24 protein-coding genes, 1 tRNA gene and 1 pseudogene are annotated in these 23,606 nt (G+C 61.7%); 10 read left to right on the plus strand and 16 right to left on the minus strand.

From position 1 onward, the window contains the following. Positions 1-354 precede the first annotated feature (354 nt). Positions 355-573 carry an oxidoreductase-like domain-containing protein gene (locus AC3RCJ_RS24855; protein ID WP_492959560.1) on the plus strand — a complete coding sequence of 73 codons (219 nt, stop codon included), beginning with the start codon at positions 355-357 and terminating at the stop codon, positions 571-573. Here the strand turns inward: AC3RCJ_RS24855 and AC3RCJ_RS24860 are convergent. Continuing rightward, the gene (locus AC3RCJ_RS24860; protein ID WP_492959562.1) at positions 570-2,240 is read right to left on the minus strand and encodes a methyl-accepting chemotaxis protein; all 1,671 of its coding nucleotides are present in this window, start codon (positions 2,238-2,240) and stop codon (positions 570-572) included. The genes AC3RCJ_RS24855 and AC3RCJ_RS24860 overlap by 4 nt on opposite strands. A gap of 572 nt (positions 2,241-2,812) precedes the next feature. On the opposite strand from AC3RCJ_RS24860, the gene AC3RCJ_RS24865 reads away from it, so the two are divergent. Both AC3RCJ_RS24865 and AC3RCJ_RS24870 read left to right on the plus strand, forming a co-directional pair. Continuing rightward, a complete protein-coding gene (locus tag AC3RCJ_RS24865) occupies positions 2,813-3,532 on the plus strand; it encodes a Crp/Fnr family transcriptional regulator (RefSeq protein ID WP_492959709.1) in 720 nt (239 codons plus the stop codon). Positions 3,533-3,601: 69 nt separating this feature from the next. Then, on the plus strand, positions 3,602-4,207 hold the full coding sequence (locus AC3RCJ_RS24870; RefSeq protein WP_492959564.1) for a glutathione S-transferase: 606 nt from the start codon (positions 3,602-3,604) through the stop codon (positions 4,205-4,207). Between the two features lie 9 nt (positions 4,208-4,216). Here the strand turns inward: AC3RCJ_RS24870 and AC3RCJ_RS24875 are convergent, their stop codons facing one another. Further along, on the minus strand, positions 4,217-4,624 hold the full coding sequence (locus tag AC3RCJ_RS24875) for a GFA family protein (RefSeq protein WP_492959566.1): 408 nt from the start codon (positions 4,622-4,624) through the stop codon (positions 4,217-4,219). A gap of 121 nt (positions 4,625-4,745) precedes the next feature. Between AC3RCJ_RS24875 and AC3RCJ_RS24880 the strand changes: the two genes are divergently transcribed. The 3 genes from AC3RCJ_RS24880 (at position 4,746) to AC3RCJ_RS24890 (ending at position 6,129) form a co-directional block, all read left to right on the plus strand. Next, positions 4,746-5,237, plus strand: a complete 492-nt coding sequence (locus AC3RCJ_RS24880) for a DUF4265 domain-containing protein (RefSeq protein WP_492965251.1) — start codon at positions 4,746-4,748, stop codon at positions 5,235-5,237. Between the two features lie 68 nt (positions 5,238-5,305). Then, complete coding sequence (locus tag AC3RCJ_RS24885; protein ID WP_492959570.1) at positions 5,306-5,731, plus strand: BPSL0067 family protein; 426 nt, start codon at positions 5,306-5,308, stop codon at positions 5,729-5,731. Then, entirely contained in the window at positions 5,728-6,129 is a 402-nt protein-coding gene (locus tag AC3RCJ_RS24890) for an STY0301 family protein (protein ID WP_492959572.1), read from the plus strand. Before AC3RCJ_RS24885 ends, AC3RCJ_RS24890 begins: the two co-directional genes overlap by 4 nt. A gap of 185 nt (positions 6,130-6,314) precedes the next feature. Here AC3RCJ_RS24890 and AC3RCJ_RS24895 read toward each other — a convergent pair whose 3' ends face one another. Beyond that, positions 6,315-7,040: a pyridoxine 5'-phosphate synthase gene (locus tag AC3RCJ_RS24895; RefSeq protein ID WP_492959574.1), complete on the minus strand. Its 726-nt coding sequence runs from the start codon at positions 7,038-7,040 to the stop codon at positions 6,315-6,317. A gap of 125 nt (positions 7,041-7,165) precedes the next feature. Between AC3RCJ_RS24895 and AC3RCJ_RS24900 the strand changes: the two genes are divergently transcribed. Together AC3RCJ_RS24900 and AC3RCJ_RS24905 are read left to right on the plus strand one after the other, a co-directional pair. Next, the gene (locus AC3RCJ_RS24900) at positions 7,166-7,879 is read left to right on the plus strand and encodes a YjjG family noncanonical pyrimidine nucleotidase (protein WP_492959576.1); all 714 of its coding nucleotides are present in this window, start codon (positions 7,166-7,168) and stop codon (positions 7,877-7,879) included. Between the two features lie 94 nt (positions 7,880-7,973). Further along, positions 7,974-8,462, plus strand: coding sequence for a DUF2726 domain-containing protein (locus AC3RCJ_RS24905; protein ID WP_492959578.1), 489 nt, complete (start codon positions 7,974-7,976; stop codon positions 8,460-8,462). Positions 8,463-8,477: 15 nt separating this feature from the next. Here the strand turns inward: AC3RCJ_RS24905 and AC3RCJ_RS24910 are convergent, their stop codons facing one another. The 10 genes and pseudogenes from AC3RCJ_RS24910 to ybiB all read right to left on the minus strand — a co-directional run bounded on the left by AC3RCJ_RS24910 (position 8,478) and on the right by ybiB (position 18,299). Then, positions 8,478-8,813, minus strand: a complete 336-nt coding sequence (locus AC3RCJ_RS24910; RefSeq protein ID WP_492959580.1) for an FKBP-type peptidyl-prolyl cis-trans isomerase — start codon at positions 8,811-8,813, stop codon at positions 8,478-8,480. A gap of 199 nt (positions 8,814-9,012) precedes the next feature. Then, on the minus strand, positions 9,013-9,303 hold the full coding sequence (locus AC3RCJ_RS24915) for a hypothetical protein (protein WP_492959582.1): 291 nt from the start codon (positions 9,301-9,303) through the stop codon (positions 9,013-9,015). Between the two features lie 131 nt (positions 9,304-9,434). Beyond that, a pseudogene (locus AC3RCJ_RS24920) lies at positions 9,435-9,913 on the minus strand (site-specific integrase); the annotation flags it as partial. A gap of 259 nt (positions 9,914-10,172) precedes the next feature. Then, positions 10,173-10,251 (minus strand) — tRNA-Ile (locus AC3RCJ_RS24925). A gap of 110 nt (positions 10,252-10,361) precedes the next feature. Further along, complete coding sequence (gene rpoD, locus AC3RCJ_RS24930; RefSeq protein ID WP_492959584.1) at positions 10,362-12,566, minus strand: RNA polymerase sigma factor RpoD; 2,205 nt, start codon at positions 12,564-12,566, stop codon at positions 10,362-10,364. A gap of 498 nt (positions 12,567-13,064) precedes the next feature. Next, a complete protein-coding gene (gene dnaG, locus AC3RCJ_RS24935; RefSeq protein WP_492959586.1) occupies positions 13,065-14,861 on the minus strand; it encodes a DNA primase in 1,797 nt (598 codons plus the stop codon). Positions 14,862-14,990: 129 nt separating this feature from the next. Next, on the minus strand, positions 14,991-15,443 hold the full coding sequence (locus AC3RCJ_RS24940; RefSeq protein ID WP_076567823.1) for a GatB/YqeY domain-containing protein: 453 nt from the start codon (positions 15,441-15,443) through the stop codon (positions 14,991-14,993). A 196-nt stretch (positions 15,444-15,639) separates the two neighbouring features. After that, positions 15,640-15,852, minus strand: a complete 213-nt coding sequence (gene rpsU / locus AC3RCJ_RS24945; protein WP_008451879.1) for a 30S ribosomal protein S21 — start codon at positions 15,850-15,852, stop codon at positions 15,640-15,642. 183 nt (positions 15,853-16,035) lie between these two features. Next, a complete protein-coding gene (locus AC3RCJ_RS24950; protein ID WP_492959589.1) occupies positions 16,036-17,250 on the minus strand; it encodes a BaiN/RdsA family NAD(P)/FAD-dependent oxidoreductase in 1,215 nt (404 codons plus the stop codon). Positions 17,251-17,306: 56 nt separating this feature from the next. Further along, positions 17,307-18,299 carry a DNA-binding protein YbiB gene (gene ybiB / locus AC3RCJ_RS24955; protein WP_492959591.1) on the minus strand — a complete coding sequence of 331 codons (993 nt, stop codon included), beginning with the start codon at positions 18,297-18,299 and terminating at the stop codon, positions 17,307-17,309. A gap of 242 nt (positions 18,300-18,541) precedes the next feature. Between ybiB and AC3RCJ_RS24960 the strand changes: the two genes are divergently transcribed. Next, complete coding sequence (locus AC3RCJ_RS24960) at positions 18,542-19,603, plus strand: 3-deoxy-7-phosphoheptulonate synthase (protein ID WP_492959593.1); 1,062 nt, start codon at positions 18,542-18,544, stop codon at positions 19,601-19,603. A gap of 166 nt (positions 19,604-19,769) precedes the next feature. Here the strand turns inward: AC3RCJ_RS24960 and AC3RCJ_RS24965 are convergent, their stop codons facing one another. Further along, positions 19,770-20,177: a nitrite reductase (NAD(P)H) small subunit gene (locus AC3RCJ_RS24965; RefSeq protein ID WP_492959595.1), complete on the minus strand. Its 408-nt coding sequence runs from the start codon at positions 20,175-20,177 to the stop codon at positions 19,770-19,772. A gap of 210 nt (positions 20,178-20,387) precedes the next feature. On the opposite strand from AC3RCJ_RS24965, the gene tsaD reads away from it, so the two are divergent. Beyond that, the gene (gene tsaD / locus AC3RCJ_RS24970; protein WP_492959597.1) at positions 20,388-21,428 is read left to right on the plus strand and encodes a tRNA (adenosine(37)-N6)-threonylcarbamoyltransferase complex transferase subunit TsaD; all 1,041 of its coding nucleotides are present in this window, start codon (positions 20,388-20,390) and stop codon (positions 21,426-21,428) included. On the opposite strand, the gene eutC is transcribed toward tsaD, so the two are convergent. Both eutC and AC3RCJ_RS24980 read right to left on the minus strand, forming a co-directional pair. Then, positions 21,429-22,202, minus strand: a complete 774-nt coding sequence (gene eutC / locus AC3RCJ_RS24975; RefSeq protein WP_492959599.1) for an ethanolamine ammonia-lyase subunit EutC — start codon at positions 22,200-22,202, stop codon at positions 21,429-21,431. Positions 22,203-22,210: 8 nt separating this feature from the next. Beyond that, positions 22,211-23,599: an ethanolamine ammonia-lyase subunit EutB gene (locus tag AC3RCJ_RS24980; protein WP_492959602.1), complete on the minus strand. Its 1,389-nt coding sequence runs from the start codon at positions 23,597-23,599 to the stop codon at positions 22,211-22,213. Positions 23,600-23,606 lie beyond the last annotated feature (7 nt).

Here is a 23,606-nt window from a genome sequence, read left to right on the forward strand (position 1 = left end):
TTCTGGTGTGCCTCCGCACTGCGGAAGCCATGCTTTCTCAATAAACAACATTTCGGGACGCAGACAGCTTCGTTTTACAAGCCATAGATCATTGTTCTTATGACACCTCTGTGCTCCGGGACATGCTGTATGGCGAGTGCGGGAGCGTTGGGGAGGTGTGCTGCGATGGCGGCGGAGATCGCGCCGGCGGAACATCGCGCGCAGAAGATACAATATCAGTGCTGTAAACGATACCCTAATTCACCGCAACTGTACACGGAAACCGTGATTTTTGAGCAAAAAGCGTTCCAGCAACAGCCCGGCCGAATGCCGTATCATGCCTGCTCCGACGCCCCTTGCCTCCGCTCACGCCCCATGTCCACCGCTTCCCGTTCGCCCGATCCGCAGCCGCAGCCGCCCGTCAAGCCGGGCAATGACGAATGCTGCCGCAGCGGCTGCACGTTTTGCGTGCTGGAGATGTACCAGGAAGACCTGGCCGCCTACGAAGCGGCGTTGCGGGCGTGGCAGCAACGCCAGCAGGCATCGGCCACGCCTGCGTCCAAGCGCGCCGGACCTCCGCGCAAGGCCCCTTAAAAGCTCTCCCACTCATCGGCCACCGCTGGCACCGGCTTGCGCGGCGCCTGCGGGCGCACCACGACGGCAGCCGCCCTTGCCGTGGCTGGCGCACGCGGCTGGCACACGACGGCACTGCCGGCATCAAGCTTGAAGACGCTGACCACCTCGCTCAGGCTGGCGGCCTGCTCCTGCATCGATTCCGCCGCCGCGGCCGCCTCTTCCACCAGCGCCGCATTCTGCTGCGTCACCTGGTCCATCTGGGCGATCGCCTGGTTGACTTGCTCGATACCGGCGCTCTGCTCATTGCTGGCGGCCGTGATTTCGCTCATGATGTCCGTCACGCGCGTGATGCTGGCAACGATTTCGTCCATCGTGCGGCCCGCCTGGTCCACCAGCTTGGAACCGGCCTCGACCTTCTCGACCGAATCACCGATCAAGACCTTGATATCCTTGGCCGCTGCGGCCGAGCGTTGCGCCAGGTTGCGCACTTCCGTCGCCACGACGGCAAAGCCGCGCCCCTGCTCGCCTGCGCGCGCCGCCTCGACGGCCGCATTCAAGGCCAGGATATTGGTCTGGAAAGCGATGCCGTCGATGACGGCGATGATGTCGACGATCTTGCGCGACGAGGCATTGATCGATGCCATCGTGCCCACCACTTCGCTCACCACCTTGCCGCCTTCGCTGGCGATGCTCGACGAGGTCAGCGCCATGGTATTGGCCTGGCGCGCATTGTCGGCATTCTGCTTCACGGTCGACGTCAGCTCCTCCATCGACGACGCCGTTTCTTCCAGCGAACTGGCCTGCTCTTCCGTGCGCGACGACAGGTCCTGGTTGCCGGCCGCGATCTGGCTCGATGCCGTGGCAATGGTGTCGGTACCGCTGCGCACCTGGCCCACCAGGCTTTGCAGGCTGCCATTCATGTCTTTCAAGGCTTGCATCAATTGCCCCGTTTCATCTTGCGATTGCACAACAATATGTGCCGTCAAGTCGCCGGCCGCCACCTGGCGCGCCACGCCAACGGCGGCGATCAATGGACGCGCCACGCTGCGCGCCACCCAGACGGCCAGCAACATGCCCAAGGCCACGATCCCCACCAGCAAGCCGATCAGGGTGGCGCGCGAGGACGCATAGGTCGCGTCGGCGCTGGCGCTCGAACGCACGCCGCCTTCCGAATTGATCGACACCAGCTTATCCAGGGCCAGCATCATGTCCGCCATGACCTTCGCCGACGGCCCCACGGCCAGCACGCGCGCCTCTTCCTTTTTCATCTCGCGCGACAGGCTCAGCATGGTCGCGTGCAAGCGCATGAACTCCGCATTCAACGCCTGGAAGCGCTCGAAGACTTCCAATTCGCCCGGTTCCGAAATGAGCGCGCGATACTTGTCGCCGTCCGCCTTCAGCTTGGCCTGGGTTTCCGTCATGCGCGTTTCATTGAGCGCCATGTCGTTGTCTTGCGCGGCCAGCATGTGCGCCAGTTCCCAGCGACGGAAATCGCTGACATCGCTGCGCATGGACATCGCCGCCAGCACGCTGGGCATCCAGTTGGTCGACAGGTCGGTCGACGCCACGTTGATGCGCGCCATGGACAGGATGGCCGAGACGCCCAGAAAGGCGGTCAGCAGCAGCACGGCCCCAAACGAGACGATCAGCTTGGTGGCGATTTTCAGATCATAGAACCATTTCATGCATTGCTTCCTTCATTATCAGCGGGGCGGGACGGCGCGCGTGGGACAGGGGGAGGAGGCCGCGCGACACATGGAGCGTGCGGTGACGAGCCTGGCAGCATGGGCGGCCGGGCCATATCCGGGCCGGTGCACACTGGAAGCAAGTCGACTTTCCGCATTGCAACATTTTATCATCGCCCCATCCGACTCGCGGTCCGGTTTGATTGCCACGCAACGCCAAAGTTCGCCTTTGCCCGCTTCCTGTCGCATTTTTGCCAAACCGTGGTTATTTCTTGACGGAAAAACATATCAGCAAGGCAAAAGCAGGCGTAGGAGTTGGATGACACGAGGCAATGTTCCTAGCCTACATAAGCGCGTCGGCTCATCCGATGCCTGCGGCCGCGGGGTCGGCCTATAGTGGATACATCAACTAAGTACCGCTAGCAAGCCAGATAGCAGCGCCATCCAACAAGATCAGAATACGAGGCCATACCATGTACAAAGCTTATAGCAACCTGACCCCGGCAACGACCAGCCACACCACAGCCCAGCATCCATGGCAAGCCGCCCCGGCCAAGGCGCCGGCCACGCCCATGATCAGCATCACGGGTGCCCAGCAGAATGAATTGCTGCGCGCCTTGTCGCGCACGGATCTGGAGCGCCTGTTTTGCCAACTGGAACTGGTCGCCCTGCCGGCCGGCAAACACCTGTTCGATTGCGGCGGCAAGATCGAGTACACGTATTTCCCCACCAATGCCATCGTCTCGCTGCTGTACGTCATGGAAGACGGCGCCACCACCGAAATCGCCGTGATCGGCCGCGAAGGCGTGGCCGGCGTGGTGCTGTATGAAGCCGAACGCGCCACCTGCACCGCCATCGTGCAAAGCGCCGGCTATGGTTACCGCCTGAAAACAGCCTTCCTGCGCGAAGTGTTCAATGAAGGCGGCGCCCTCGCGCAATTGCTGATGCGCTACACCAGCGCCATGTTTGCGCAGATGGCGCAGAACGTGGTGGGCGGCCGTCATTGCAGCATCGAACAAAAACTGTGCCGCTGGCTGCTGGACCGCCTCGACCGTTCCCTGTCGAACGAGCTGAAGGTCACGCAAGACACGATGGCCAACATGCTGGGCGTGCGTCGCGAAAGCGTCACCGTCACGGCGCGCAAACTGCAGGACGAAGGCTTGATCCAGTACCGCCGCGGCACCGTCGAGGTGCTCGACCGTGAAGGCCTGGAAGCGGCCGCCGGCAATTGTTACAAGGCAGCCCGCGCCGGCTTCGAACAGTTCCGCAGCGGCATCAGCGCACACAATTAAGCACGGCGCTGGCAAACGGCCAGGCAAGCGGGTATCGTAGGCATTCCCCCGACTACCCGGAGACTGGCCATGAAACTGATCGGCATGCTCGACTCGCCCTATGTGCGCAGGGTCGCCATTTGTTTGCAACTGCAGGGCATTCGCTACGAGCACTTGTCGCTGTCCGTGTTCCGCCACATCGATGCCGTGCGCGAGATCAACCCCGTCATCAAGGTGCCGACCCTGGTCCTCGATGACGGGCAAGTGCTGATGGATTCCACCCTGATCCTGCAATATCTGTCGCTGCTGCACCCGGACACGTCCACCCCCACCATCACCGATAGCGTGCGCGCGCTGCGCCTGACAGGCCTGGCGCTGGCCGCCTGTGAAAAAGCCGTGCAGATCGTCTATGAACGCAAGCTGCGGCCGCTCGACAAGCAACACGCGCCGTGGCTGGAGCGGGTCAGCATGCAACTGCATGCCGCATGGAATGCGCTGGAGCAGGAATGCGCGCAGCTGCCCCTGCCGGGCGAGACGGGCAATATCGACCAGGCGGGCGTGACCATCGCCGTCGGCTGGAGCTTCGCCCAGCTGGAAACGCCCGACATCGTCAAGCCGGCCGACTACCCGGCCGTGCACGCCTACACACGCTCGGCAGAGACGCTGCCCGCCTTCCTCGCCACGCCGCCAGTCTGACGCGCCCGGCTAACTGCCTGCGACAGGCGCCATGACGGCCGGAGCAAAATGCCACCAGCCGGGCCTGACGTCGTCAAACGAGTGATATTCGGGCGCAAACGCGGCCTGGCCAGGATCATCAAAACTGCCCACCAGCAAGGCTACCGTCGGCGCATCGTCGATGGCGCCGATGGAACTGCCGCAGGCGCCACAAAAGGCCCGGCTGGAATACTCGGAAGAACGGTAAGTGGCCGGCGCGCCGGCCGTGCCTGTCCAGCGCACTTGATCGCGCGCAAACTCCACCCAGGCTGCCGTCGGCGCGCCCGTATGCTGCTGGCAATTGCGGCAGGAACAGCTGTGCGGATTGCTGCCCGCGCCCCGCACTTCGAAGCGCACCGCGCCACATAAGCAGCCGCCTGCCTGCACCGCATTCTCCATTGCCTCTCCTCGTTTGCACCGTTGCGTACCCCGCCAGCTGGCACGGTCCCGGTACAATATTGCCATAAATCCCTCCCTGGCGCGCCCCATGCCGCATGGCGCCGGCACTATGAAAGAAAAAATGGAAGACATCAATTGCGAAGGCTTGCCACACATCCGCGTACTGGCAGGCGAAAACTCCGACGGTCCCGTGTATGAAACCCTGCCGGCGCGCCAGATTGACGAGCACGTCTACGAACTGCTGGCCTCGCCTGGCCTGACCCTGAATCTGGCGCGCGGCGACATCGTCAGCATCGCCGACCCGCTGGCCCCCGCCGAAGTTTTAAAACGCGGCGGCAACTTCTGCATCCAGATCTATGCCGACGACGTGCCGCAAGCAGCAGTGGAGCGGCTCGAACGCGACGTGCAAAGCCAGCTGGGCGGCACCATGGACGGCCAGTACAAGGGCAATCTCACCTTCAGCGTGCCGGGCCACCATGGCATCTACAATGTCAACGGCCCCTTCGACGCCTTCCGCGAGGCGACGGGCGTGGAATGGTATTTCGCCAACATCTACGTCAACCTCGATGACGACGATGATGAAACCTTGCTGAACTGGTGGGTGGATATGTAAGGTTGCTGACGTGACACACGGGGACCTGACCTGCGTCAATGCTCCGTATTGCTCTGGCTCACATCAAGATGCTGACCCACGCCTTGCGTACGCTCTCTCTATCGTCAACCACAGAGAGCAACGCTATGCCCTACATTGCGCGTGCCGATTATGCGAAGCAAAAAGAGTTCGTGGGAAATGGCGAGTGCGTTACCCTGGTCAGGCACCTCACCGGCGCCCGTGCCTCATCGCTTTGGCGCGAAGGAGACAAGGTGCCGGATCTGCTGGAACAAGGCGGTATCGCGAAAGGTACAGTGATTGCCACCTTCTTCAACGGCCGCTATCAGAATCTGCGGCAGGGCAATCATGCGGCGCTGTTCATCCGCCAGGTGCCTGGCGGCATAGAAATTTTCGACCAGTGGCGTCACCACAAGCCCAGCGCCCGCGTGATCTACTTCGGCCGTTCGGCGGCGGGGGCATCGAATCGCCCCGAACGCTATTCGGTAGTGGAATGAAGCCGCTCGCACTGGCGACATTGGTCATCGCTGCCGCGGCGATGCGGCCAGCTGCCGCGGCCCCGATTGCGTCCGTTTCTTGCCCGCAAGCGCCTCCCTCAAGCTGGAACCTGCCGGCCAGCAAACTCGATGGCGTACGCGTGCTGTCCTATCCGGCGGATCAGCCGCCGACAGACAGTGAAGCCTTGCCTATCCTGGCCCCGGACAAGGAATGGACACGCAACGGCACCTTGCATCAACACTGGGACATCAATTTTGATGCGCCCGAGTATCTGTTTCAGGTGGACTGCCTGTATGCGGGTACCAAACGCTACCTGCGCATGGCTTTGCCAGGCGTCAAACAGTGCGTTGCAGCCATTACACAGCAAACGAAAATAGTCAGTTTTCAGTGCAAATAGGCAACTCGGCAAGCATGCAATGAAGCGGCTATCGCCACCAGATGGGCCCATCCCGTTAAACGGACTGCAGTCCGTCCTCACCTCCCGCCAGCGTCCCCTGTGGTGAGAAAAACTGGAAACGGCATCGAAGAAGGGCCAATCCTGCTCAGGCTGCAGCGGCCGGCCAGCGTCGCCGCCCAAGTCTCCTACGATTGACATATCTCAAGGTAGCGGCCCAGTACCTTGTCCATGCCCTGCTCGATACACTCGACCACCAGCGCGTGGCCGATCGACACTTCCAGGATGCCGGGTATGTCCAGGAAGCGCGCCAGGTTGTGCAGATCGAGGTCGTGCCCCGCATTCACGCCCAGCCCCAGCGCCTGCGCCCGCTGCGCCGCCTGCCGATACGTGTCAAACACGGCATCGGCCTGCGCGCCGCCATAACTCTCGGCAAACCGTTCCGTGTACAGCTCGACCCGCGCCGCGCCCACCTCGCGCGCCCATTCCAGCGCCCGGTAATCGGCATCGACAAACAGGCTGACGCGGATGCCCAGGTCGTTCAATTGTGCAATGGCGGGACGCAGCAGCGCCGCATGCCGTTCGATGTCCCAGCCGTGATCGGACGTCAGCTGGCCCGGCATATCGGGCACCAGGGTACATTGCGCCGGGCGCGCGCTTTTCACCACCTCCAGAAAATCCGCCGCCGGATAGCCTTCCACATTCAGCTCGCGTCCCCGTTCCGCGCACAGGCGCTGCAACGGAGCAACATCATCGTAGCGCGCATGGCGCTGGTCCGGACGCGGGTGCACGGTGATGCCGGCGGCGCCCAGGTCGAGAAAGCGCGCGGAAAACGCGAGCAGGTCCGGGAAATTGCGGCCGCGCGAATTGCGCAGCAGGGCGATTTTATTGACGTTGACGGAAAGCTGGGTCATGGCAGGAATGAAGTGAAAGTGACGGGTCTGGCAGCGATTGTAGCGGATCGCCCGCGCAGGGCACGGCCAACCGAACTCGGCGCTACGTGCTACGATGCAAGACAAGTTCCTTTCAACAACATGCCATGAAATACAAATTATTCCTGTTTGACCTCGACGATACCCTGCTCGACTTCCGGGCGTCCGAAAAACGCTCGTTCCTGCACACCATGCACGAACTGGGCTTGCGCCACGGCATCGACGGGCTGTTTTCCCGGTACCAGGCGATCAACGTCGACCTGTGGCATCGTTTCGAAACGGGTGAGGTGAGCAAGGATTTCCTGAAGGTCGAGCGCTTCCGCAAGACGTTTGCGCTGAACGGCATCGCCATCGACCCGGAACTGGCCAGCCGTTTGTATCTGGAATCGCTGCCGGACACGGTCGTGCTCATCGATGGCGCCAAACAGGTGTGCGACACGCTGTCGCGCATCGGCGAAGTGGGCATCATCACCAACGGCGTCGAGTCCATCCAGAACCGCCGCATCGCCGCCTCCGGCCTGGGCGACTACATTTCCTTCGTCGCCACCTCCGAAGCGTGCGGCCACGCCAAGCCGGACGTGCGCTTCTTCGACTACGCGGCCAACATGGCGCGCGCATTCAGCAAGGAAACAACCATCATCATCGGCGACCGCCTGGACGCCGACATCCTGGGCGCGAACCGCTACGGCATCGCCAGCTGCTGGTTCAACCCGGACGGCATGGCCAATACCTCGGCCGCCATCCCAACCTGTGAGGTCGCAAGCCTGCACGACATCGTGCCGGCGCTGGACATGATGCAAGTCAAGCTGAAACAGGCTTGATCTGCAACAAGCGCACCATGTGAAATGCGCGGGAAGACGCCAAAATGGCCAGTTTCTCGCGTACCATCAGGACTCCGCACCTTGAAGCGAGTCCATGCCGAATTTCACTTTCCTGATTATCATCGCGGCGCTCGTCTTGCTTTACGTCATGCGGGCCAAGCGCCAGACGGCCAGGTCCCGTGCGCCGCTGCGGCTGCACAGGAAACCCGTCATGACGGCGCGCGAACAGCAGATGTACCGCCTGCTGCAGACGGCCTTGCCGGAATGCACGGTGCTGGCGCAAGTGGCGTTTTCCGCGCTGGTGACGGCAAAAGGATGGGCAAACAGAAACCGTTTCGACCGCAAGGTGGCCGATTTTGTGCTGTGCAGCCAGCAACTGAACGTCATCGCCATCATCGAACTCGACGACAGCAGTCACGCCGGGCGCGAACGCCAGGACCAGGAGCGCGACGCCATGCTCAGGCTGGCCGGTTACGTGACCTTGCGCTATGCCAACTTCCCCACCCAGCAGGCGCTGCGCGCCGACATCGAGCAACTGCTCACGCAACAAGCCGGAGCGAAGGCAAGCGCCCTGCCCGCCTGATTGCGCGTCAAGCGATCAATCGCGTGTCAGCACTTCCAGCAATTCGATCTCGAAGATCAAATTGGAATGCGGCGGTATCAAGCCCACCTGCCGCTCGCCATACGCCAGATGCGCCGGCACCCACAGCTTGCGCGTGCCGCCCACCTGCATGCCGTTCAATCCCACAATCCAGCCCTGGATGACCTTGTTATTGCTCAACACACAGCGAAAAGGCTCGCCCCGCTTGTGCGACGAGTCAAACTCCGTCCCATCTTCCAGCCAGCCCCGGTAATGCGCCGTGATCAGCGCACCACGCGCCGCCGCCTTGCCGTCACCCACCAAGATATCGTCAATCTTCACTTCAGCCGTCATCTCGTTTCATCCTCGATAAATCGCAATGCCGCGATTGTACGACAGCATGAAAAAGCCCCGGCAGTGGCCCGCCGGGGCTTGTTCTGATATTGCTAAATTCTGGTGGGCCTCACGTGAGTCGAACATGGCACCAATGGATTATGAGACACATGCTCTACTTAATACAATGCCTCACATCGAGCAATATATATCAAAAAATTTACAGCTCAGCGTAAATTTTCAACATGTGACGATCCCCGCGTTTGTATCCAGGCGGATCAACCGCAAAATTCGCCCCGGTTCCAGCCAAGCCAAATATTTTACTCAAGTCACACAAATCCCAAGTGTGATTAGCAACCACATGCCCACCTTGAGTTTGATAACACCTAAGAACATCATTCCCTGCACGTGAAACACCAACTGCAGCAGGCTGCACAACCCTTGCTATGCCACTGTAGGTAAACGCTAACTCTTCACGGTTATTAATTGCATTTTTAATTTTTTCCAGCATATGCCCCCCATTTTTAAATATAAAATTAATGACGAAAAATTTCGCCTGATTAATAGTACATCATTAAAATATTGGCCACATAAAAATTGATATTTTTCGCATTAAGCAATTACTCACTACCAAAATACAATTTACCGTATAAATGTAGGTAACTTATTTGCATACGCAGTTAGATGATCTGCTGAAAAATGCGCATACCGTCGAACCATCTGGGGACTCTCCCACCCAACTCCTGCAGTACGTTCAAGGGCGTGCCGGACTGCACATGCCAACTTACCCATGTATGTCGCAAATCATGCCATCGAAAATCGTCAATCCCTGAACGTTTGAGTTCTTTATACCATGCAGCAGTAGTCACTTCCCTGACAGGTTCACCGTTATAGCTAAAAACCCGTATAGGATGCTTCCCAATTTGCAACACTATGACACGCAATGCATCGACATTTAACGGTACGGCAATCGCCTTACGCGTTTTAGACTGATCAGGATGAATCCAAGCTAAACGCCTAGCAATGTCAACCTGCGACCAGCACAATCCCGTGACATTACTTTTACGAAGACCGGTTGCTAACAAAAACGCGGTCATTTCCGCGAGGTGAACATCTGGCAGGGTCAGTTCCGCAATTCAGACACAAGCACAACCATAACCGTATTGAAAAACGATGATGACCTGCGGCGTACTCAATTGCAAATACAAGATTGAACGGCAGGCAAAGTACGCAACGCCTCTTATGTACTCCGTACCGACATAAAGATGAAATTAGTGACGAAGCCAGCTAGTCTGTCCGAATAGCAAACCTTGCGGTGATTGTCGCGCATAAAAAAATCCCCGGCAGTCACCCGCCGGGGATTTTTTTGCTGCTAAATTCTGGTGGGCCTCCCGTGAGTCGAACACGGCACCAACGGATTATGAGTCCGCTGCTCTAACCAAGCATGAGCTAGAGGCCCAGGGGGACTGCGGCGTGGCGGCGCTGTTGATGCCCGCCTCGCGCGGCCGTTTTGGAAACGGACACGCGAGGATAGGGGTATCAGGGGCGCACGTCAAGCCCTATTGGCTTCTAGTTGCCTTCCAAGAAGCTTTTCAGCTTGTCGGAGCGCGATGGGTGGCGCAGCTTGCGCAGCGCCTTGGCTTCGATCTGGCGGATGCGCTCGCGCGTCACGTCAAATTGCTTGCCCACTTCTTCCAGCGTGTGGTCGGTGGACATTTCGATGCCGAAACGCATGCGCAGCACTTTCGCTTCGCGTGGCGTCAGGGAATCAAGCACGTCCTTGACCACGCCCCGCATGGACGCGTGCAGCGCTGCGTCGGCAGGGGCCAGGGTGTTGTTGTCCTCGATGAAGTCGCCCAGGTGCGAATCGTCGTCGTCGCCGATCGGCGTTTCCATCGAGATCGGTTCCTTGGCGATTTTCATGATCTTGCGGATCTTGTCCTCGGGCATCTCCATCTTGATCGCCAGGGTGGCCGGATCGGGTTCCGCGCCCGTTTCCTGCAGGATCTGGCGGGAAATCCGGTTCATCTTGTTGATCGTCTCGATCATGTGCACGGGTATGCGGATCGTGCGCGCCTGGTCGGCGATCGAGCGGGTAATCGCCTGGCGGATCCACCAGGTGGCATAGGTCGAGAACTTGTAGCCGCGGCGGTACTCGAACTTGTCGACGGCCTTCATCAGGCCGATATTGCCTTCCTGAATCAGGTCGAGGAACTGCAGGCCACGGTTCGTATATTTCTTGGCAATCGAAATGACCAGGCGCAAGTTGGCCTCCGTCATTTCACGCTTGGCCTTGCGCGCCTTCATTTCACCGGCCGCCATCTGGCGGTTGATGTTGCGCAAGTCCGGCAGCGGCAGCACGACACGCGCCTGCAGGTCGATCAGGCGCTGCTGCAGTTCCTTGACGGTCGGAATGTTGCGGCCCAGGATGGCGCTGTACGCGTGTCCTGCGTTGACTTCGCCATCGACCCAGTCCAGGTTGGTTTCATTGCCCGGGAAGACCTTGATGAAGTGGGCGCGCGGCATGCCGCAGCGGTTCACGGCCACGTCGAGGATCTGTTTCTCGATATGGCGCACTTCGTCGACCTGGCCGCGCAGGGTGTCGCACAGTTTTTCCACGACCTTGGCCGTGAAGCGGATGCCCAGCAACTCTTGCGAAATGGCTTCCTGCGCCTTGGCGTAGGGCTTGGAGTTATAGCCTTCCTTTTCGAAGGCGCGGCGCATCTTGTCGAATTGCTGCGAAATGATGGCGAATTTCTCCAGCGCCGTGCGCTTCAGCGTTTCCAGCTGCTCGGCGGAGAAGCCGGCTGCGCCGGACGCGCTCGCCTCTTCCTCTTCTTCCTCTTCTTCCTCTTCCGCTTCGCCCTCTTCCTCGTCTTCTTCGACGGGCGCGGCCACGACAGGGGCGGCGACCGGCTCGTTTTCATCGACGAGGCCGTCGACGATCTCATCGATCTTGGTCTCTTCGTTGGCGATGCGGTCGGCGGCGGCGATGATCTCGGCGATCGTCACGGGGCAGGCGGAAATGGCCTGGATCATGTCTTTCAAGCCATCTTCGATGCGCTTGGCAATCTCGATCTCGCCTTCGCGCGTCAGCAGCTCGACCGAGCCCATTTCGCGCATGTACATGCGCACGGGGTCGGTGGTGCGGCCGAAGTCGGAATCGACGGTCGACAAGGCGGCCTCGGCCGCCGCTTCCGCCTCGTCATCGCTGGTGACGACGGCAACGTTATCGGACAGCAACAACGTTTCCGCATCGGGCGCGTGTTCGTAGACGGCGATGCCCATGTCATTGAAGGTACCGATGATGCCTTCGATGGCTTCCGGATCGACGATGTTCTCGGGCAAGTGATCGTTGATTTCAGCATACGTCAGGAAGCCGCGTTCCTTGCCGAACTTGATCAGGGTCTTGAGTTTCTGGCGCCGGCGCTCGAGTTCTTCCTCGCTCGCTTCCGTGTCGGACGAGAACGCGTCCTTCAGCAGTGCGCGCTCCTTGGCCTTGCGGTCCTTGGCCTTGGCCTTGTCGACGGCCTTCAGTTCGGCCCGTTCGACGGCGTTCAGGGCGGCGACTTCATCATTTTCTGGCTGGAATTCTTTTGGCTTGCGGCCACGGCGGCCCGGCACTTTTACCGACGGCAAGACATACCCGGACGTATCGATCGCGGCCAGGGTGGCGGCGTCGGTGGTCTGGCTGACCACGGGCGCGCTGGTCACGCGCGCTTCGGGCCGGTCGAGCGCCTTTTCGGCTTTCGTGGTAACTTTAGTGGGCTTCACAGCCGCTTTGGATTCGGGTTTCTTGATTGGCACAGGCGCTTTCGATTACACAACGACTTGCTTTACGGTGGATTAGGATAAAGTTTGCTGCCAGTTCCCTGTCTACCTGCGGGAACCACCATCTTCGAACCTGCCGACTACGCAAATTCGACACTGTTACGTTACTTACACCTCATCGGCCACGATCCGCGGGAACCGCAGCCATTCCTGTCCACCGACTGTCGCCAGCCGTTCTCGGCAGAAATGTCTGCATCCGACCGCGTTGGGAGCGAGAGCCTGGCGCGGCTTGCCAGCGTTTGCGCACCTTGCCGCAACGCTGAAACCGCCAGTTGGCCCTGGCTGCCGACGCGTTCTTCCGCGCCGATCAAGAGCCTAACTTACTGAAAACAAATACTATTTACGAAACAGAACTAGCTTGCCAAAGCACACAATACTTAGCATTTAATTATAGCACGCGAAAAATGTTTTTCCAGTCCACGACATACCCTCAGGGCAAGATTAGCGATTCACCAATTCGGCGTCGCGCTGGCGCTCCAGCTCCCCCTGCTCCTGCATGATTTCGCGGTAGCGTACACCAATTTTCTCGGATGGCAAACCCGACGCAAACAATTGCTGCAATTCCGCCTTCAAGGCGTTCAATTTAATCTCGCGGATGGTGCTCACCAGCCAAGACAATTCACTGTCGTAATCGGATTCCGTGCCGGCCGCGATCTCGCCGATAATCTCGTCGTATTCGCTGCCCAGCTCCTTCAATTGCTGCGCCAGTGCGGCAAAGCTGCCGTGCTCGCCTAGCGCCTGGCCCACGGCCACCAGCTGCCCCAGGCTGTGCGCCGCATCCGGCCCCAGGTGCTGGAAGGCGGTCAGCGCCGCCTCGTCAATGCGCAGGGTCAGCGGCGGATGCGCGACCAGCATGCGCATGATCTTCAATTCCAGGCCGACAGGCACGGGGCGGCCCGATTTCGGCGGCGCGCGGCGCGCCACGGCAACGGGTTTCGCCAGTTCGAACAGGGCTTCGATCTCGGCCGGCGTAGACTGCGTCAGCTGCGCCAGGCCGCGCACGATCTGCAGGCGCAAAGACGACGGCGCCATCAGCTGCAGCAGCGGCTTGGCGTCGAACTGCACGCGGGCGCGCCCTTCGGGTTCCGACAAATCATGCTCGCCCGACACTTCTTTCAGCAGGAACTGCGACAGCGGCATCGCTTCATGCACTTGCTGCTCGAAACCTTCGGCGCCGAACTCGCGGATATAGCTGTCCGGATCGTGTTCCGACGGCAGGAACAGGAATTTGATCGTCTTATTGTCCGACACGTGGGCCAGGCTCGCCTCGAGCGCGCGGCGGGCGGCGCGGCGGCCGGCCTTGTCGCCGTCGAAGCTGAAGATCACGTTATCGGTCTGGCGCAGCAGTTTTTGCACGTGGGTGGGCGTGCACGCCGTACCCAGGGTCGCCACCGCCTGCGGGAAACCCATCTGCGCCAGCGCCACCACGTCCATATACCCCTCCGTCACCAGCACGTAGCCGGCATCGCGGATGGCCTGGCGCGCCTCGAACAGCCCATATAGTTCGAAACCCTTGGAAAACAAGGGGGTTTCGGGCGAATTCAGGTATTTCGGTTCGCCATGGTCGAGCACGCGGCCGCCAAAGGCGATGACCTGGCCCTTGGTATTGCGAATCGGAAACATGATGCGTTCGCGGAAACGGTCATAGCGCTTGCGGTTATTGCCCTCTTCATCGACCTTGTCGATCACGAGACCGGCCTCGGCCAGGGCCACCACGTCGTAGTCGGGAAAGACGGAACGCAGATTATCCCAGCCGCCGGGCGCGAAACCCATGCCGAAGCGAGCGGCCACTTCGCCCGTCAAGCCCCGGTTCTTCAGGTAGGCGATGGCTTCGGGCGCGTGGCGCAATTGCCCGCGGTAATAGTCGCAAGCCTGCGTCATGGCATCGGACAGGGCCAGGCTTTGCGCCTGGATCTGCGCGCGCTGGGCTGGCGGGATCTTGTCATCGGCTTCCGGCACGACCATGCCCACGTTCTGCGCCAGGTCCTTGACGGCATCGACAAAGCCCATGCCCGAGTACTCGATCAGGAAGCCGATCGAGGTGCCATGCGCGCCGCAGCCGAAGCAGTGATAGAACTGCTTGGTGGGGCTGACGGTAAAGCTCGGCGACTTTTCACTGTGGAACGGGCACAAGCCCATGAAATTGGCGCCACCTTTTTTCAGTTGCACATAGCGGCCCACGACATCGACGATATCGACGCGGTTGAGCAAATCGGAAATGAAGGATTGAGGTATCACTGGCTGGGGCGGTCTTGTTATAGGTCAGACTATACTACCGCACGCGGCCTGAGGTTGAGCCAGGTCAACGTGTGGGCTGTTTAACAGGCTGCCAGCGCGACGGCTGGCAGCCCTTGCTACTATTGTTGCTTACGCGGCCGGCGTCAAGGCTTTCTTGACCAGCGCGGACACCACGGTCATGTCGGCGCGGCCAGCCAGCTTCGGCTTGACGATGGCCATGACCTTGCCCATGTCTTGCGGACCGGCGGCGCCCGAGGCGGCCACGGCGGCAGCCACTTCGGCCGCCACTTCTTCCTCCGACAGGCCGGCAGGCATGTAGCCGATCAAATGCACCAGCTCGGCTTTTTCGATGTCGGCCAGGTCGGCGCGGCCACCGGCCTCGAACTGGGTGATCGAATCCTTGCGCTGCTTGATCATCTTTTCCACGATGGCCGTCACGTGAGCGTCCGTCAATTCGATGCGCTCGTCGACTTCCTTGCGCTTGATTTCCGCCAGCAACAGGCGAATCGTGCCCAGCTTGCCCGCTTCCTTGGCGCGCATGGCGTTTTTCATGTCTTCGGTAATTTGTTCTTTCAAGCTCATGGCAATCCTCGTGTTGGTAAGTGGGGGTTCGATACTCGTGTGTGCACTCCAAGCAGGCAGCCACAAAAGCGAAAACCCGCTGCGGCGAACCGGAGCGGGTATGCGACTCATCTGAAGTATCACTCCAGGCGAATCAAAACAAAACCCGTGGCGAACAATGCGCCGTGCTACCCGGGTTGGTTCTGACTGGACAGTCTTAGAATAATTTTTTCGGCAGTTGTTGGCTGCGGATGCGTTTGTAATGACGCTTGACAGCAGCTGCCAGCTTGCGCTTGCGCTCAGCTGTTGGCTTTTCGTAGAATTCGCGTGCGCGCAATTCGGTCAGCAGACCCGTTTTTTCGATGGTGCGTTTGAAGCGACGCATTGCGACTTCGAACGGCTCGTTTTCTTTAAGGCGAATAGTGGTCATGTAAAATTCAAACCGTTGAGGTGGTGTATAGGAAGAGATAGATAGTAGCAGCTTTTATTCGGAAAGGGAAGCCCCTCCCCCACTTGCGTGCGGCATGCAGCCTGCGGTCGCTGCCGGAATGTGGCGTAAACCACGCACCGGGGTCGGCGCACCGGGCGCCAGAACCCCATCCTACAGACTTGCTTACTGCAAGGCAATACCTGCCGCCACGCCGGAAGCCCAGGCCCACTGGAAGTTGTAGCCGCCCAGCCAGCCCGTCACGTCGACCGATTCACCGATGAAATACAGGCCCGGCACCTTATTGGCCATCATGGTCTGCTGCGACAGCTCGCGCGTGTCGATGCCGCCGCGCGTCACTTCCGCCTTGCGGTAGCCTTCGGAACCGTTGGGCACGATGGACCAGGCATTGATGGCCTGGCCCAGCTTGCGCAGCTGCGCGTCGGGCATGTCGGCGATGCGCGCGTCCGGCGCCAGGCCGTTCGTGGCCAGCAGGCAGTCGGCCAGGCGCTGCGGCAGCCATTGCGCGACGATATTACCCAGCTGCTTCTTCAGGGTGCCCTTGCCTTCGATGAGGGTCTGCGCCACGTCGACTTCCGGCAACAGGTTGATGACGATGGGCTCGCCCGGCAGCCAGTAGCTGGAAATCTGCAAAATCGCCGGACCGGACAGGCCGCGATGCGTGAACAGCAAATCTTCGCGGAAACGTGCACCCGTGGCCTTGCGGCCTTTCAGGCTGCCCGTCTCCACATCCACTTCCAGCGCGATGCCGGACAATTCGGCAAATGGCGCCCAGCTGGCCGGGTCGAACGTCAGCGGCACCAGGGCCGGACGCGGCTCGACCATCGCCAGGTCGAATTGTTTGGCGATGCGGTAGGCAAAGTCGGTGGCGCCGATCTTCGGGATCGACAGGCCGCCCGTGGCGATGACGATGCTGGCCGTCTCGATGTCGCCGCTGTCCGTCTGCAGCACGAAGCCGCCGTCATCTTGCCGGACAACATTATCGATCTTGCACGGCATGCGCCAATGCACGCCGCCAGCGGCGCACTCGTCCTTGAGCATGTCGATGATCTGCTCGGCCGATTCATTGCAGAATTGCTGGCCCTTGTGCTTTTCGTGGTAACCGATCCGGTATTTTTTCACCAGCGCGAGGAAATCCTGCGGCGTGTACCGCGACAGCGCGCTCTTGCAGAAATGCGGGTTTTCCGAGAGGAAATTTTGTGGGGTGGCGTTGATATTAGTGAAATTACACCGTCCGCCACCCGAGATGCGGATCTTTTCGGCCAGCTTGGCCGCGTGATCGATCAACACCACGCGCTTGCCTTGCTGGGCGGCAACAGCCGCACACATCATGCCGGCCGCGCCCGCGCCGATCACTGCCACATCAAATTGTTTTGCCATAAAAATTCCGCTCACCGCTGATTACAAAGACGCCATTGTAAACTGCGGCGGCGCGGCTAGCGCGGCCGTGCTGCAATCTGCCGCGATGCCATCAGGCATTGTTCCACCTGCTCCGCGATCGATGGCGGCACGGGCACCTCGCCGCGCAGCACGGCGGCGATCCAGGTCGCCGTGGTGGCCGCGTCGCGCTCGGCCGGCAAATGCGGCAACTCTTCGACCAGCAATTGCTTTTCCACCAACACCTTGCGTTCGCCGTCGTGAAACCAGTCGATCTGCTGCGCCTTGTTGGCGTTGGCCACCGTTTCGCCCTCCGTGCCGCGCATGAGGAAGGCGTCGCCGCGCGCGGGATCACAGGCGGTCAGGAAATATTCACCGAGCATTTCCAGGTATTCGGGGTGCGTGTACGACACCAGGCGCAGGGCCGGCCCCGCGAACGGCTGCATGATTTTCACCAAGGTGTGCGTGGAATTGCGCACGCCTAGCACGCGCCGCAGCGACAGCATCCAGGCCAGGCGCGGCGCCAGTGATGCTATGGGCAGGAAGGCGATCTGCCCGCGCGCCATGGCGGCCTCGGCTTGCGCATGGTCGGGCGAGGCGGGTAGGCCCAGCGCGGCCAGCACCTCGGCCGTCGTGACGCGGCCCGGGTCGCTGGTCACGCCATGCACGAGCACAGGTGCGCCCGCGCGCGCCAGCAGCAGCGCCAGCAAGGCCGTCAGGTTCGCCATCTTGCGCGCGCCGTTGTAGCTGGGAATGATGATGGGCGCGAACTCGCCCGCCGGCGCGGCCAGCGGTGCAAACGACGCCTCGGCAGAGTCGAGGAAGCCGGCGATCTCGTCCACGGACTCGCCCTTGATGCGCATGGACAATAAAATGCCGCCCAGTTCCAGGTCCGACACGCGGCCCTCGAGCATGGCGCGGTACAGGGCGCGGGCGTCATCGCGCGTCATGCTGCGCGCGCCGTTCTTGCCGCGTCCTATTTCTTTGATGAAACGTGCAGCGGGAAATGGCTCACCGGCCACGTCGGTATGGGGGATGGATACAGTCGTCATGGCGCCAGCTTACACGGATTTCCCCCCGCATCGGGCAGCGGATGTCGTGATGGGCGCCGATGCAACACAGGCACGCGCATGCCCATCCCCTTGGCCGCCAGAAAAGACCCGCGCGGGCGGACGGCGCTATCACAAAAACAACTGAGCAATAAGCGTTTTCCCCCACCCGCCCGCCGCCAGGCCGCATTTCCGCTACACTATTGCCTCTTAAAGAACGCAATAGCGAAAGCCGAGCCAGAATCATGAATACGCCAGACATCGAAAATATCAACGTCACTTCCTTCGCGCCCATGCCGACACCGGCCGAACTGCACGCCAAACTGCCGCTGTCGGAGAGCGCCTTCGACACCGTCAGCCGCGGCCGCGAAGCGCTGCGCAACATCATCGACCGCAAAGACCAGCGCCTGTTCGTCGTCGTCGGCCCCTGCTCGATCCACGACCCCGTGGCCGGCCTCGATTACGCGCGCCGCCTGAAAGCGCTGCAAGAGGAAGTCAAGGATACGATGCTGCTGGTGATGCGCGTGTATTTCGAAAAACCGCGTACCACCACGGGCTGGAAGGGCTATATCAACGACCCGTACATGGACGATTCGTTCAAGGTCAACGAAGGCATGGAAAAGGCGCGCCAGTTCCTGCTCGACGTGTGCGAACTGGGCTTGCCCACCGCCACCGAAGCGCTGGACCCCATCTCGCCGCAATACCTGGGCGATCTGATCGCCTGGACCGCCATTGGCGCGCGCACGACGGAATCGCAGACGCACCGCGAAATGTCGTCGGGCCTGTCGACACCGGTCGGCTTCAAGAACGGCACCGATGGCGACATCAGCATCGCGGTGAACGCGATTTTGTCGTCGGCGCACCCGCACTCCTTCCTGGGCATTAACGCCGAAGGCAACGTGGCCATCGTGCGCACGCGCGGCAACGCGTACGGCCACGTGGTGCTGCGCGGCGGCGACGGCCGTCCGAACTACGATTCGGTCTCGATCGCCATCGCCGAACAGGCGCTGGCCAAGGCCAAGCTGCCGGCCAACCTGGTGGTCGACTGCTCGCACGCGAACAGCTATAAAAAGCCGGAACTGCAACCGCTGGTGATGGGCGACGTGGTCAACCAGATTCGCCAGGGCAACCGCTCGCTGGTGGGCGTGATGATCGAATCGAATATCGTCAGCGGCAACCAGAAGATCCCGCAAGACCTGTCGCAACTGACCTACGGCTGCTCCGTCACGGACGGCTGCATCGACTGGGACACGACGGCGACCATGCTGCGCGACGCGCATGCGCACTTGCTCAATCGCCCTGCGTAAAATATACCGCCAACAATGTTGTCGGATTACGGCCCTGTGGGCCTAATCCGACCTACCCGGCCGGCCGCGTCAATATGTAGGTCGGCTTAGCGCGCAGCGCGTAAGCCGACAACATCACTGCAGACAAAGAACGGCGCCCTGTGCGCCGTTCTTGCTTTTCCCTTCATCACGCCATCTGCACATGCGGCAGCACGGCGAACGAACCGGCCAGCGCCTGCTCCGCCTTGCTGGCCGGGATATTGAGTTCATTGACGTCCAGGTAGACGCGTCCATCCAGGATGCGCACGGCGTACATGCGCGCCATGCCCTGCACGGGCGCCACCAGGCGGCCCGAATCGAGCTCGATGATCCAGCCGTTCTTCGGCCCCATCAGGTTTTTCTCCATCAGCACCCCGTGCGCCAGCGGGCCGCCCAGGCAGGGCACCGTGTCGAGCAGCGCGTACACCGTATCGTCCACCGCGCGAAACAGCGCCACGCCCGGCAAGTCCTGCCACGCCAGCCCCCGCTGCACCATGCGCGCACCGGCCTGCGGCATGTCCTTCAGGCGGCAAATCATTTTCCATTGTTCCGGCATCGCTAGCTCCCTCGAGAAAGGCACACGCTTGCCTAAGCAAGAGCGGTGCCAGTGCCGGCACAGGCGCAAAGCAGCCGGAATCGCGGGCAAAACCGGCCCGCGCCGCACTGCGCAAGTGCACACTGCCGCCGAAATGGTGCGCCGGCCGCACGGTGGACTGCCCGGCTTTCCTTTACAATGGCGGATTACTCCTCCCTATTCAGTACCTTCATGATTGTTCTTGGCGTCGAATCCTCCTGTGACGAAACCGGCCTGGCCTTGTATGACACGCAACGCGGCCTGCTGTCCCACGCCCTCTATTCGCAAGTCGCCATGCACGAGCAGTACGGCGGCGTGGTGCCGGAACTGGCGTCGCGCGACCATATCCGCCGCGCCATCCCGCTGCTCGAAGAGACCCTGACGAAGGCCGGCATCACCCTGCCCGAGATCGACGCCATCGCCTACACGCAAGGGCCGGGACTGGCCGGCGCGCTGCTGGTCGGTTCGTCCGTCGCCTGCAGCCTGGGCCTGGCCATCAACAAGCCGGTGCTGGGCATCCACCACCTGGAAGGCCATCTGCTCTCCCCGTTGCTGGCGTCCGAACCGCCGGAATTTCCCTTCATCGCGCTGCTGGTGTCGGGCGGCCACACGCAGCTGATGCGCGTCGACGGCGTGGGCCAGTACACGATGCTGGGCGAAACCCTGGACGATGCGGCTGGCGAAGCGTTCGACAAGTCGGCCAAGCTGCTGGGCCTCGGTTACCCGGGCGGCCCCGCCATCTCGCGCCTGGCCGAATTCGGCGACCCGCTGGCGTATAAACTGCCGCGCCCCATGCTGCATTCGAAGGATTTCAATTTCAGTTTCTCCGGTTTGAAGACGGCCGTGCTGACGGTGGTCAAGAACCATGAAGAAAAAGTCATCGCCAATATCTGCGAACAGGACAAGGCGAATATCGCGCGCGGCTTCGTCGACGCCATCGTCGACGTGCTGACGGCCAAATGCGTGTCGGCCCTCAAGCACACGGGCTTGAAACGCCTGGTGATCGCCGGCGGCGTGGGCGCCAACGCGCAGCTGCGCGCCTCGCTCAACGCGGCCGCCGCCAAGAAGCGTTTTAAAGTGTATTACCCGGAGCTGGAATTCTGTACCGATAACGGCGCCATGATCGCCTTTGCCGGCGCCATGCGCCTGCAAATCAACCCGCAGGCCGCCAAGCACGATTACTCGTTCAATGTGCGCCCGCGCTGGCCGCTGGACGAAATCCGCGAAGTCTGATCACACCAGCAGGAAATTGCGCGCGCCCGCCAGGGCCGCGCCCTCTCCCACCGTTTCATCCTTCAAGTCCACGCCCGACAACTGCCTGGTAAATGCCTGCGACAGCAAATAATGCAGCCGGTAGGCGGCCGGCGCATATGCCAGCCCCTCGGGGCGCACATTCGAGATGCAGTTGCGGCGCTCGTCCAGCAGCCCCACTTTGGGCGCCCACGTCAGGTACAGGCCCAGGCTGTCCGGGGAGCTCAAGCCCGGCCGCTCGCCGATCAACACCAGCACGGCCCGCGCTTTGATCAATTCCCCCACCTCGTCGCCGACGGCCACCCGTCCCTGTGCCACGATGTGCAGCGGCGACAGCGTCCACGCCTCCGGCGCCAGCCGTGCGCGCAGGGCGGCCAGGAACGGCGCTGCGTGGCGTTGTAGCGCCAGCGCCGACAGGCCATCGGCCGCCACCAGCGCCAGGTCCAGGCCCTTGGCGCCAGCGGCCAGGCGCGCGCGTGAAACGCCATCGAGCCGGCGCCCCAGGTCGGGCCGCTGCAGGTAGTCGGCGCGCGTGGCGGCCGCGCTGTGCAGCGGCACGCAGTCTTGCCCTTGCGCCGCCAAGTCGCGCGCCAGGGCCTCGCCATCGAGTTCCAGGTGCACGGCGTCGCGCGCCTGCGCGTGGGCCAGCTGGAACGCCAGCTGCGCGCGGGTCGGCACGCTCACGCCGCGGCGCCCCAGCGCGATGCGCGCCGCCGTATGCGCGCGCAGCGTTTGCCACAGATGGTTTTCGTCCATGTTCCTCCCTAGTCGTCCAGGCGCAGCAGGGCCGCCTGGAAGGCCGGCGCCAGCGCCACGTTCAGGTTTCCCTGCGCATCCGTGATCCGCATGCGCGCCAGCCAGGCGTCGAATTCGGGCGCGGGACGCAGGCCCAGCACCCGGCGCGCATACAGCGCGTCGTGGAACGAGGTGCTCTGGTAGCCGAGCATGATGTCGTCCGCGCCCGGCACGCCCATGATGAAATTGCAGCCGGCCACGCCCAGCATGGTCAGCAAGGCGTCCATGTCATCCTGGTCCGCCTCCGCGTGGTTGGTGTAGCACACGTCGCAGCCCATGGGCAGTCCCAATAGCTTGGCGCAGAAATGGTCTTCCAGCCCCGCGCGCATGATCTGCTTGCCGTCGTACAGGTATTCGGGGCCGATGAAACCCACCACGGAATTGACCAGCAGCGGGGAATACGCGCGCGCCACCGCATACGCGCGCGCCTCGCACGTCTGCTGGTCCATGCCGTGGTGCGCGCCGGCCGACAGGGCGCTGCCCTGCCCGGTCTCGAAATACATGACGTTGTTGCCCACCGTGCCGCGCCCCAGCGACAGGGCCGCAGCCTGTCCCTCGGCCAGCAGCGACAAGTCGATGCCGAAGCTGCGGTTGGCCGCCTGCGTGCCTGCCACCGACTGGAACACCAGGTCGACGGGCGCGCCGCGGCGTATCGCCTCGAGCGTATTGGTGATGTGCGTGAGCACGCACGACTGCGTGGGAATCTGATATTGAGCGATGACGGCGTCGAGCAGGTGCAGCAGCGCGACCACTTGCGCCACATTGTCGGTGGCGGGATTGATGCCGATCACGGCGTCGCCGCTGCCCAGCAGCAGGCCATCGAGCATCGACGCCGCGATGCCCGTGGCGTCGTCCGTCGGGTGGTTCGGCTGCAGCCGCGCGGACAGACGCCCTTCCAGGCCCAGGGTATTGCGCAAAGCCGTGACGACACGGCACTTGCGGGCCACCAGCACCAGGTCCTGCAGGCGCATGATTTTTGACACGGCCGCCGCCATTTCCGGCGTGATGCCGGCGGCGACGCGTGCCAGCGTTGGCGTATCCGTCGCGTCATCGAGCAGCCAGTCGCGGAAATCCCCCACGCACAGATGGGAAATCGGTGCGAACGCGGCGCGCGCGTGGGTATCGACGATCAGGCGCGTGACCTCATCGTCTTCATACGGCACCAGCGCCTCATTGAGAAAGGTCAACAACGGCACCTCGGCCAGCGCCAGTTGCGCCGCCACGCGCTCGCGCGCGCTCGATGCCGCCACACCGGCCAGCACGTCGCCCGAACGCAGTGGCGTGGCCTTGGCCAGCAGCTCCTTCAGGCTGGCGAACCGGTAAACATGGCTGTCTATCGTATGGCTGAAGCGGGGCATGGTTCGG

The sequence above is a fragment of the Janthinobacterium sp. GW822-FHT07H11 genome, assembly GCF_058798615.1.

Excerpts from the sequence above, each read along its gene's own strand:
- AC3RCJ_RS24855 (WP_492959560.1), top strand. The coding sequence starts at position 355 with ATGTCCACCGCTTCCCGTTCGCCCGATCCGCAGCCGCAGCCGCCCGTC.
- AC3RCJ_RS24860 (WP_492959562.1), bottom strand. The coding sequence starts at position 2,240 with ATGAAATGGTTCTATGATCTGAAAATCGCCACCAAGCTGATCGTCTCG.
- AC3RCJ_RS24865 (WP_492959709.1), top strand. The coding sequence starts at position 2,813 with ATGATCAGCATCACGGGTGCCCAGCAGAATGAATTGCTGCGCGCCTTG.
- AC3RCJ_RS24870 (WP_492959564.1), top strand. The coding sequence starts at position 3,602 with ATGAAACTGATCGGCATGCTCGACTCGCCCTATGTGCGCAGGGTCGCC.
- AC3RCJ_RS24875 (WP_492959566.1), bottom strand. The coding sequence starts at position 4,624 with ATGGAGAATGCGGTGCAGGCAGGCGGCTGCTTATGTGGCGCGGTGCGC.
- AC3RCJ_RS24880 (WP_492965251.1), top strand. The coding sequence starts at position 4,746 with ATGGAAGACATCAATTGCGAAGGCTTGCCACACATCCGCGTACTGGCA.
- AC3RCJ_RS24885 (WP_492959570.1), top strand. The coding sequence starts at position 5,306 with ATGCTGACCCACGCCTTGCGTACGCTCTCTCTATCGTCAACCACAGAG.
- AC3RCJ_RS24890 (WP_492959572.1), top strand. The coding sequence starts at position 5,728 with ATGAAGCCGCTCGCACTGGCGACATTGGTCATCGCTGCCGCGGCGATG.
- AC3RCJ_RS24895 (WP_492959574.1), bottom strand. The coding sequence starts at position 7,040 with ATGACCCAGCTTTCCGTCAACGTCAATAAAATCGCCCTGCTGCGCAAT.
- AC3RCJ_RS24900 (WP_492959576.1), top strand. The coding sequence starts at position 7,166 with ATGAAATACAAATTATTCCTGTTTGACCTCGACGATACCCTGCTCGAC.
- AC3RCJ_RS24905 (WP_492959578.1), top strand. The coding sequence starts at position 7,974 with ATGCCGAATTTCACTTTCCTGATTATCATCGCGGCGCTCGTCTTGCTT.
- AC3RCJ_RS24910 (WP_492959580.1), bottom strand. The coding sequence starts at position 8,813 with ATGACGGCTGAAGTGAAGATTGACGATATCTTGGTGGGTGACGGCAAG.
- AC3RCJ_RS24915 (WP_492959582.1), bottom strand. The coding sequence starts at position 9,303 with ATGCTGGAAAAAATTAAAAATGCAATTAATAACCGTGAAGAGTTAGCG.
- AC3RCJ_RS24940 (WP_076567823.1), bottom strand. The coding sequence starts at position 15,443 with ATGAGCTTGAAAGAACAAATTACCGAAGACATGAAAAACGCCATGCGC.
- rpsU (WP_008451879.1), bottom strand. The coding sequence starts at position 15,852 with ATGACCACTATTCGCCTTAAAGAAAACGAGCCGTTCGAAGTCGCAATG.
- AC3RCJ_RS24950 (WP_492959589.1), bottom strand. The coding sequence starts at position 17,250 with ATGGCAAAACAATTTGATGTGGCAGTGATCGGCGCGGGCGCGGCCGGC.
- ybiB (WP_492959591.1), bottom strand. The coding sequence starts at position 18,299 with ATGACGACTGTATCCATCCCCCATACCGACGTGGCCGGTGAGCCATTT.
- AC3RCJ_RS24960 (WP_492959593.1), top strand. The coding sequence starts at position 18,542 with ATGAATACGCCAGACATCGAAAATATCAACGTCACTTCCTTCGCGCCC.
- AC3RCJ_RS24965 (WP_492959595.1), bottom strand. The coding sequence starts at position 20,177 with ATGCCGGAACAATGGAAAATGATTTGCCGCCTGAAGGACATGCCGCAG.
- tsaD (WP_492959597.1), top strand. The coding sequence starts at position 20,388 with ATGATTGTTCTTGGCGTCGAATCCTCCTGTGACGAAACCGGCCTGGCC.
- eutC (WP_492959599.1), bottom strand. The coding sequence starts at position 22,202 with ATGGACGAAAACCATCTGTGGCAAACGCTGCGCGCGCATACGGCGGCG.
- AC3RCJ_RS24980 (WP_492959602.1), bottom strand. The coding sequence starts at position 23,599 with ATGCCCCGCTTCAGCCATACGATAGACAGCCATGTTTACCGGTTCGCC.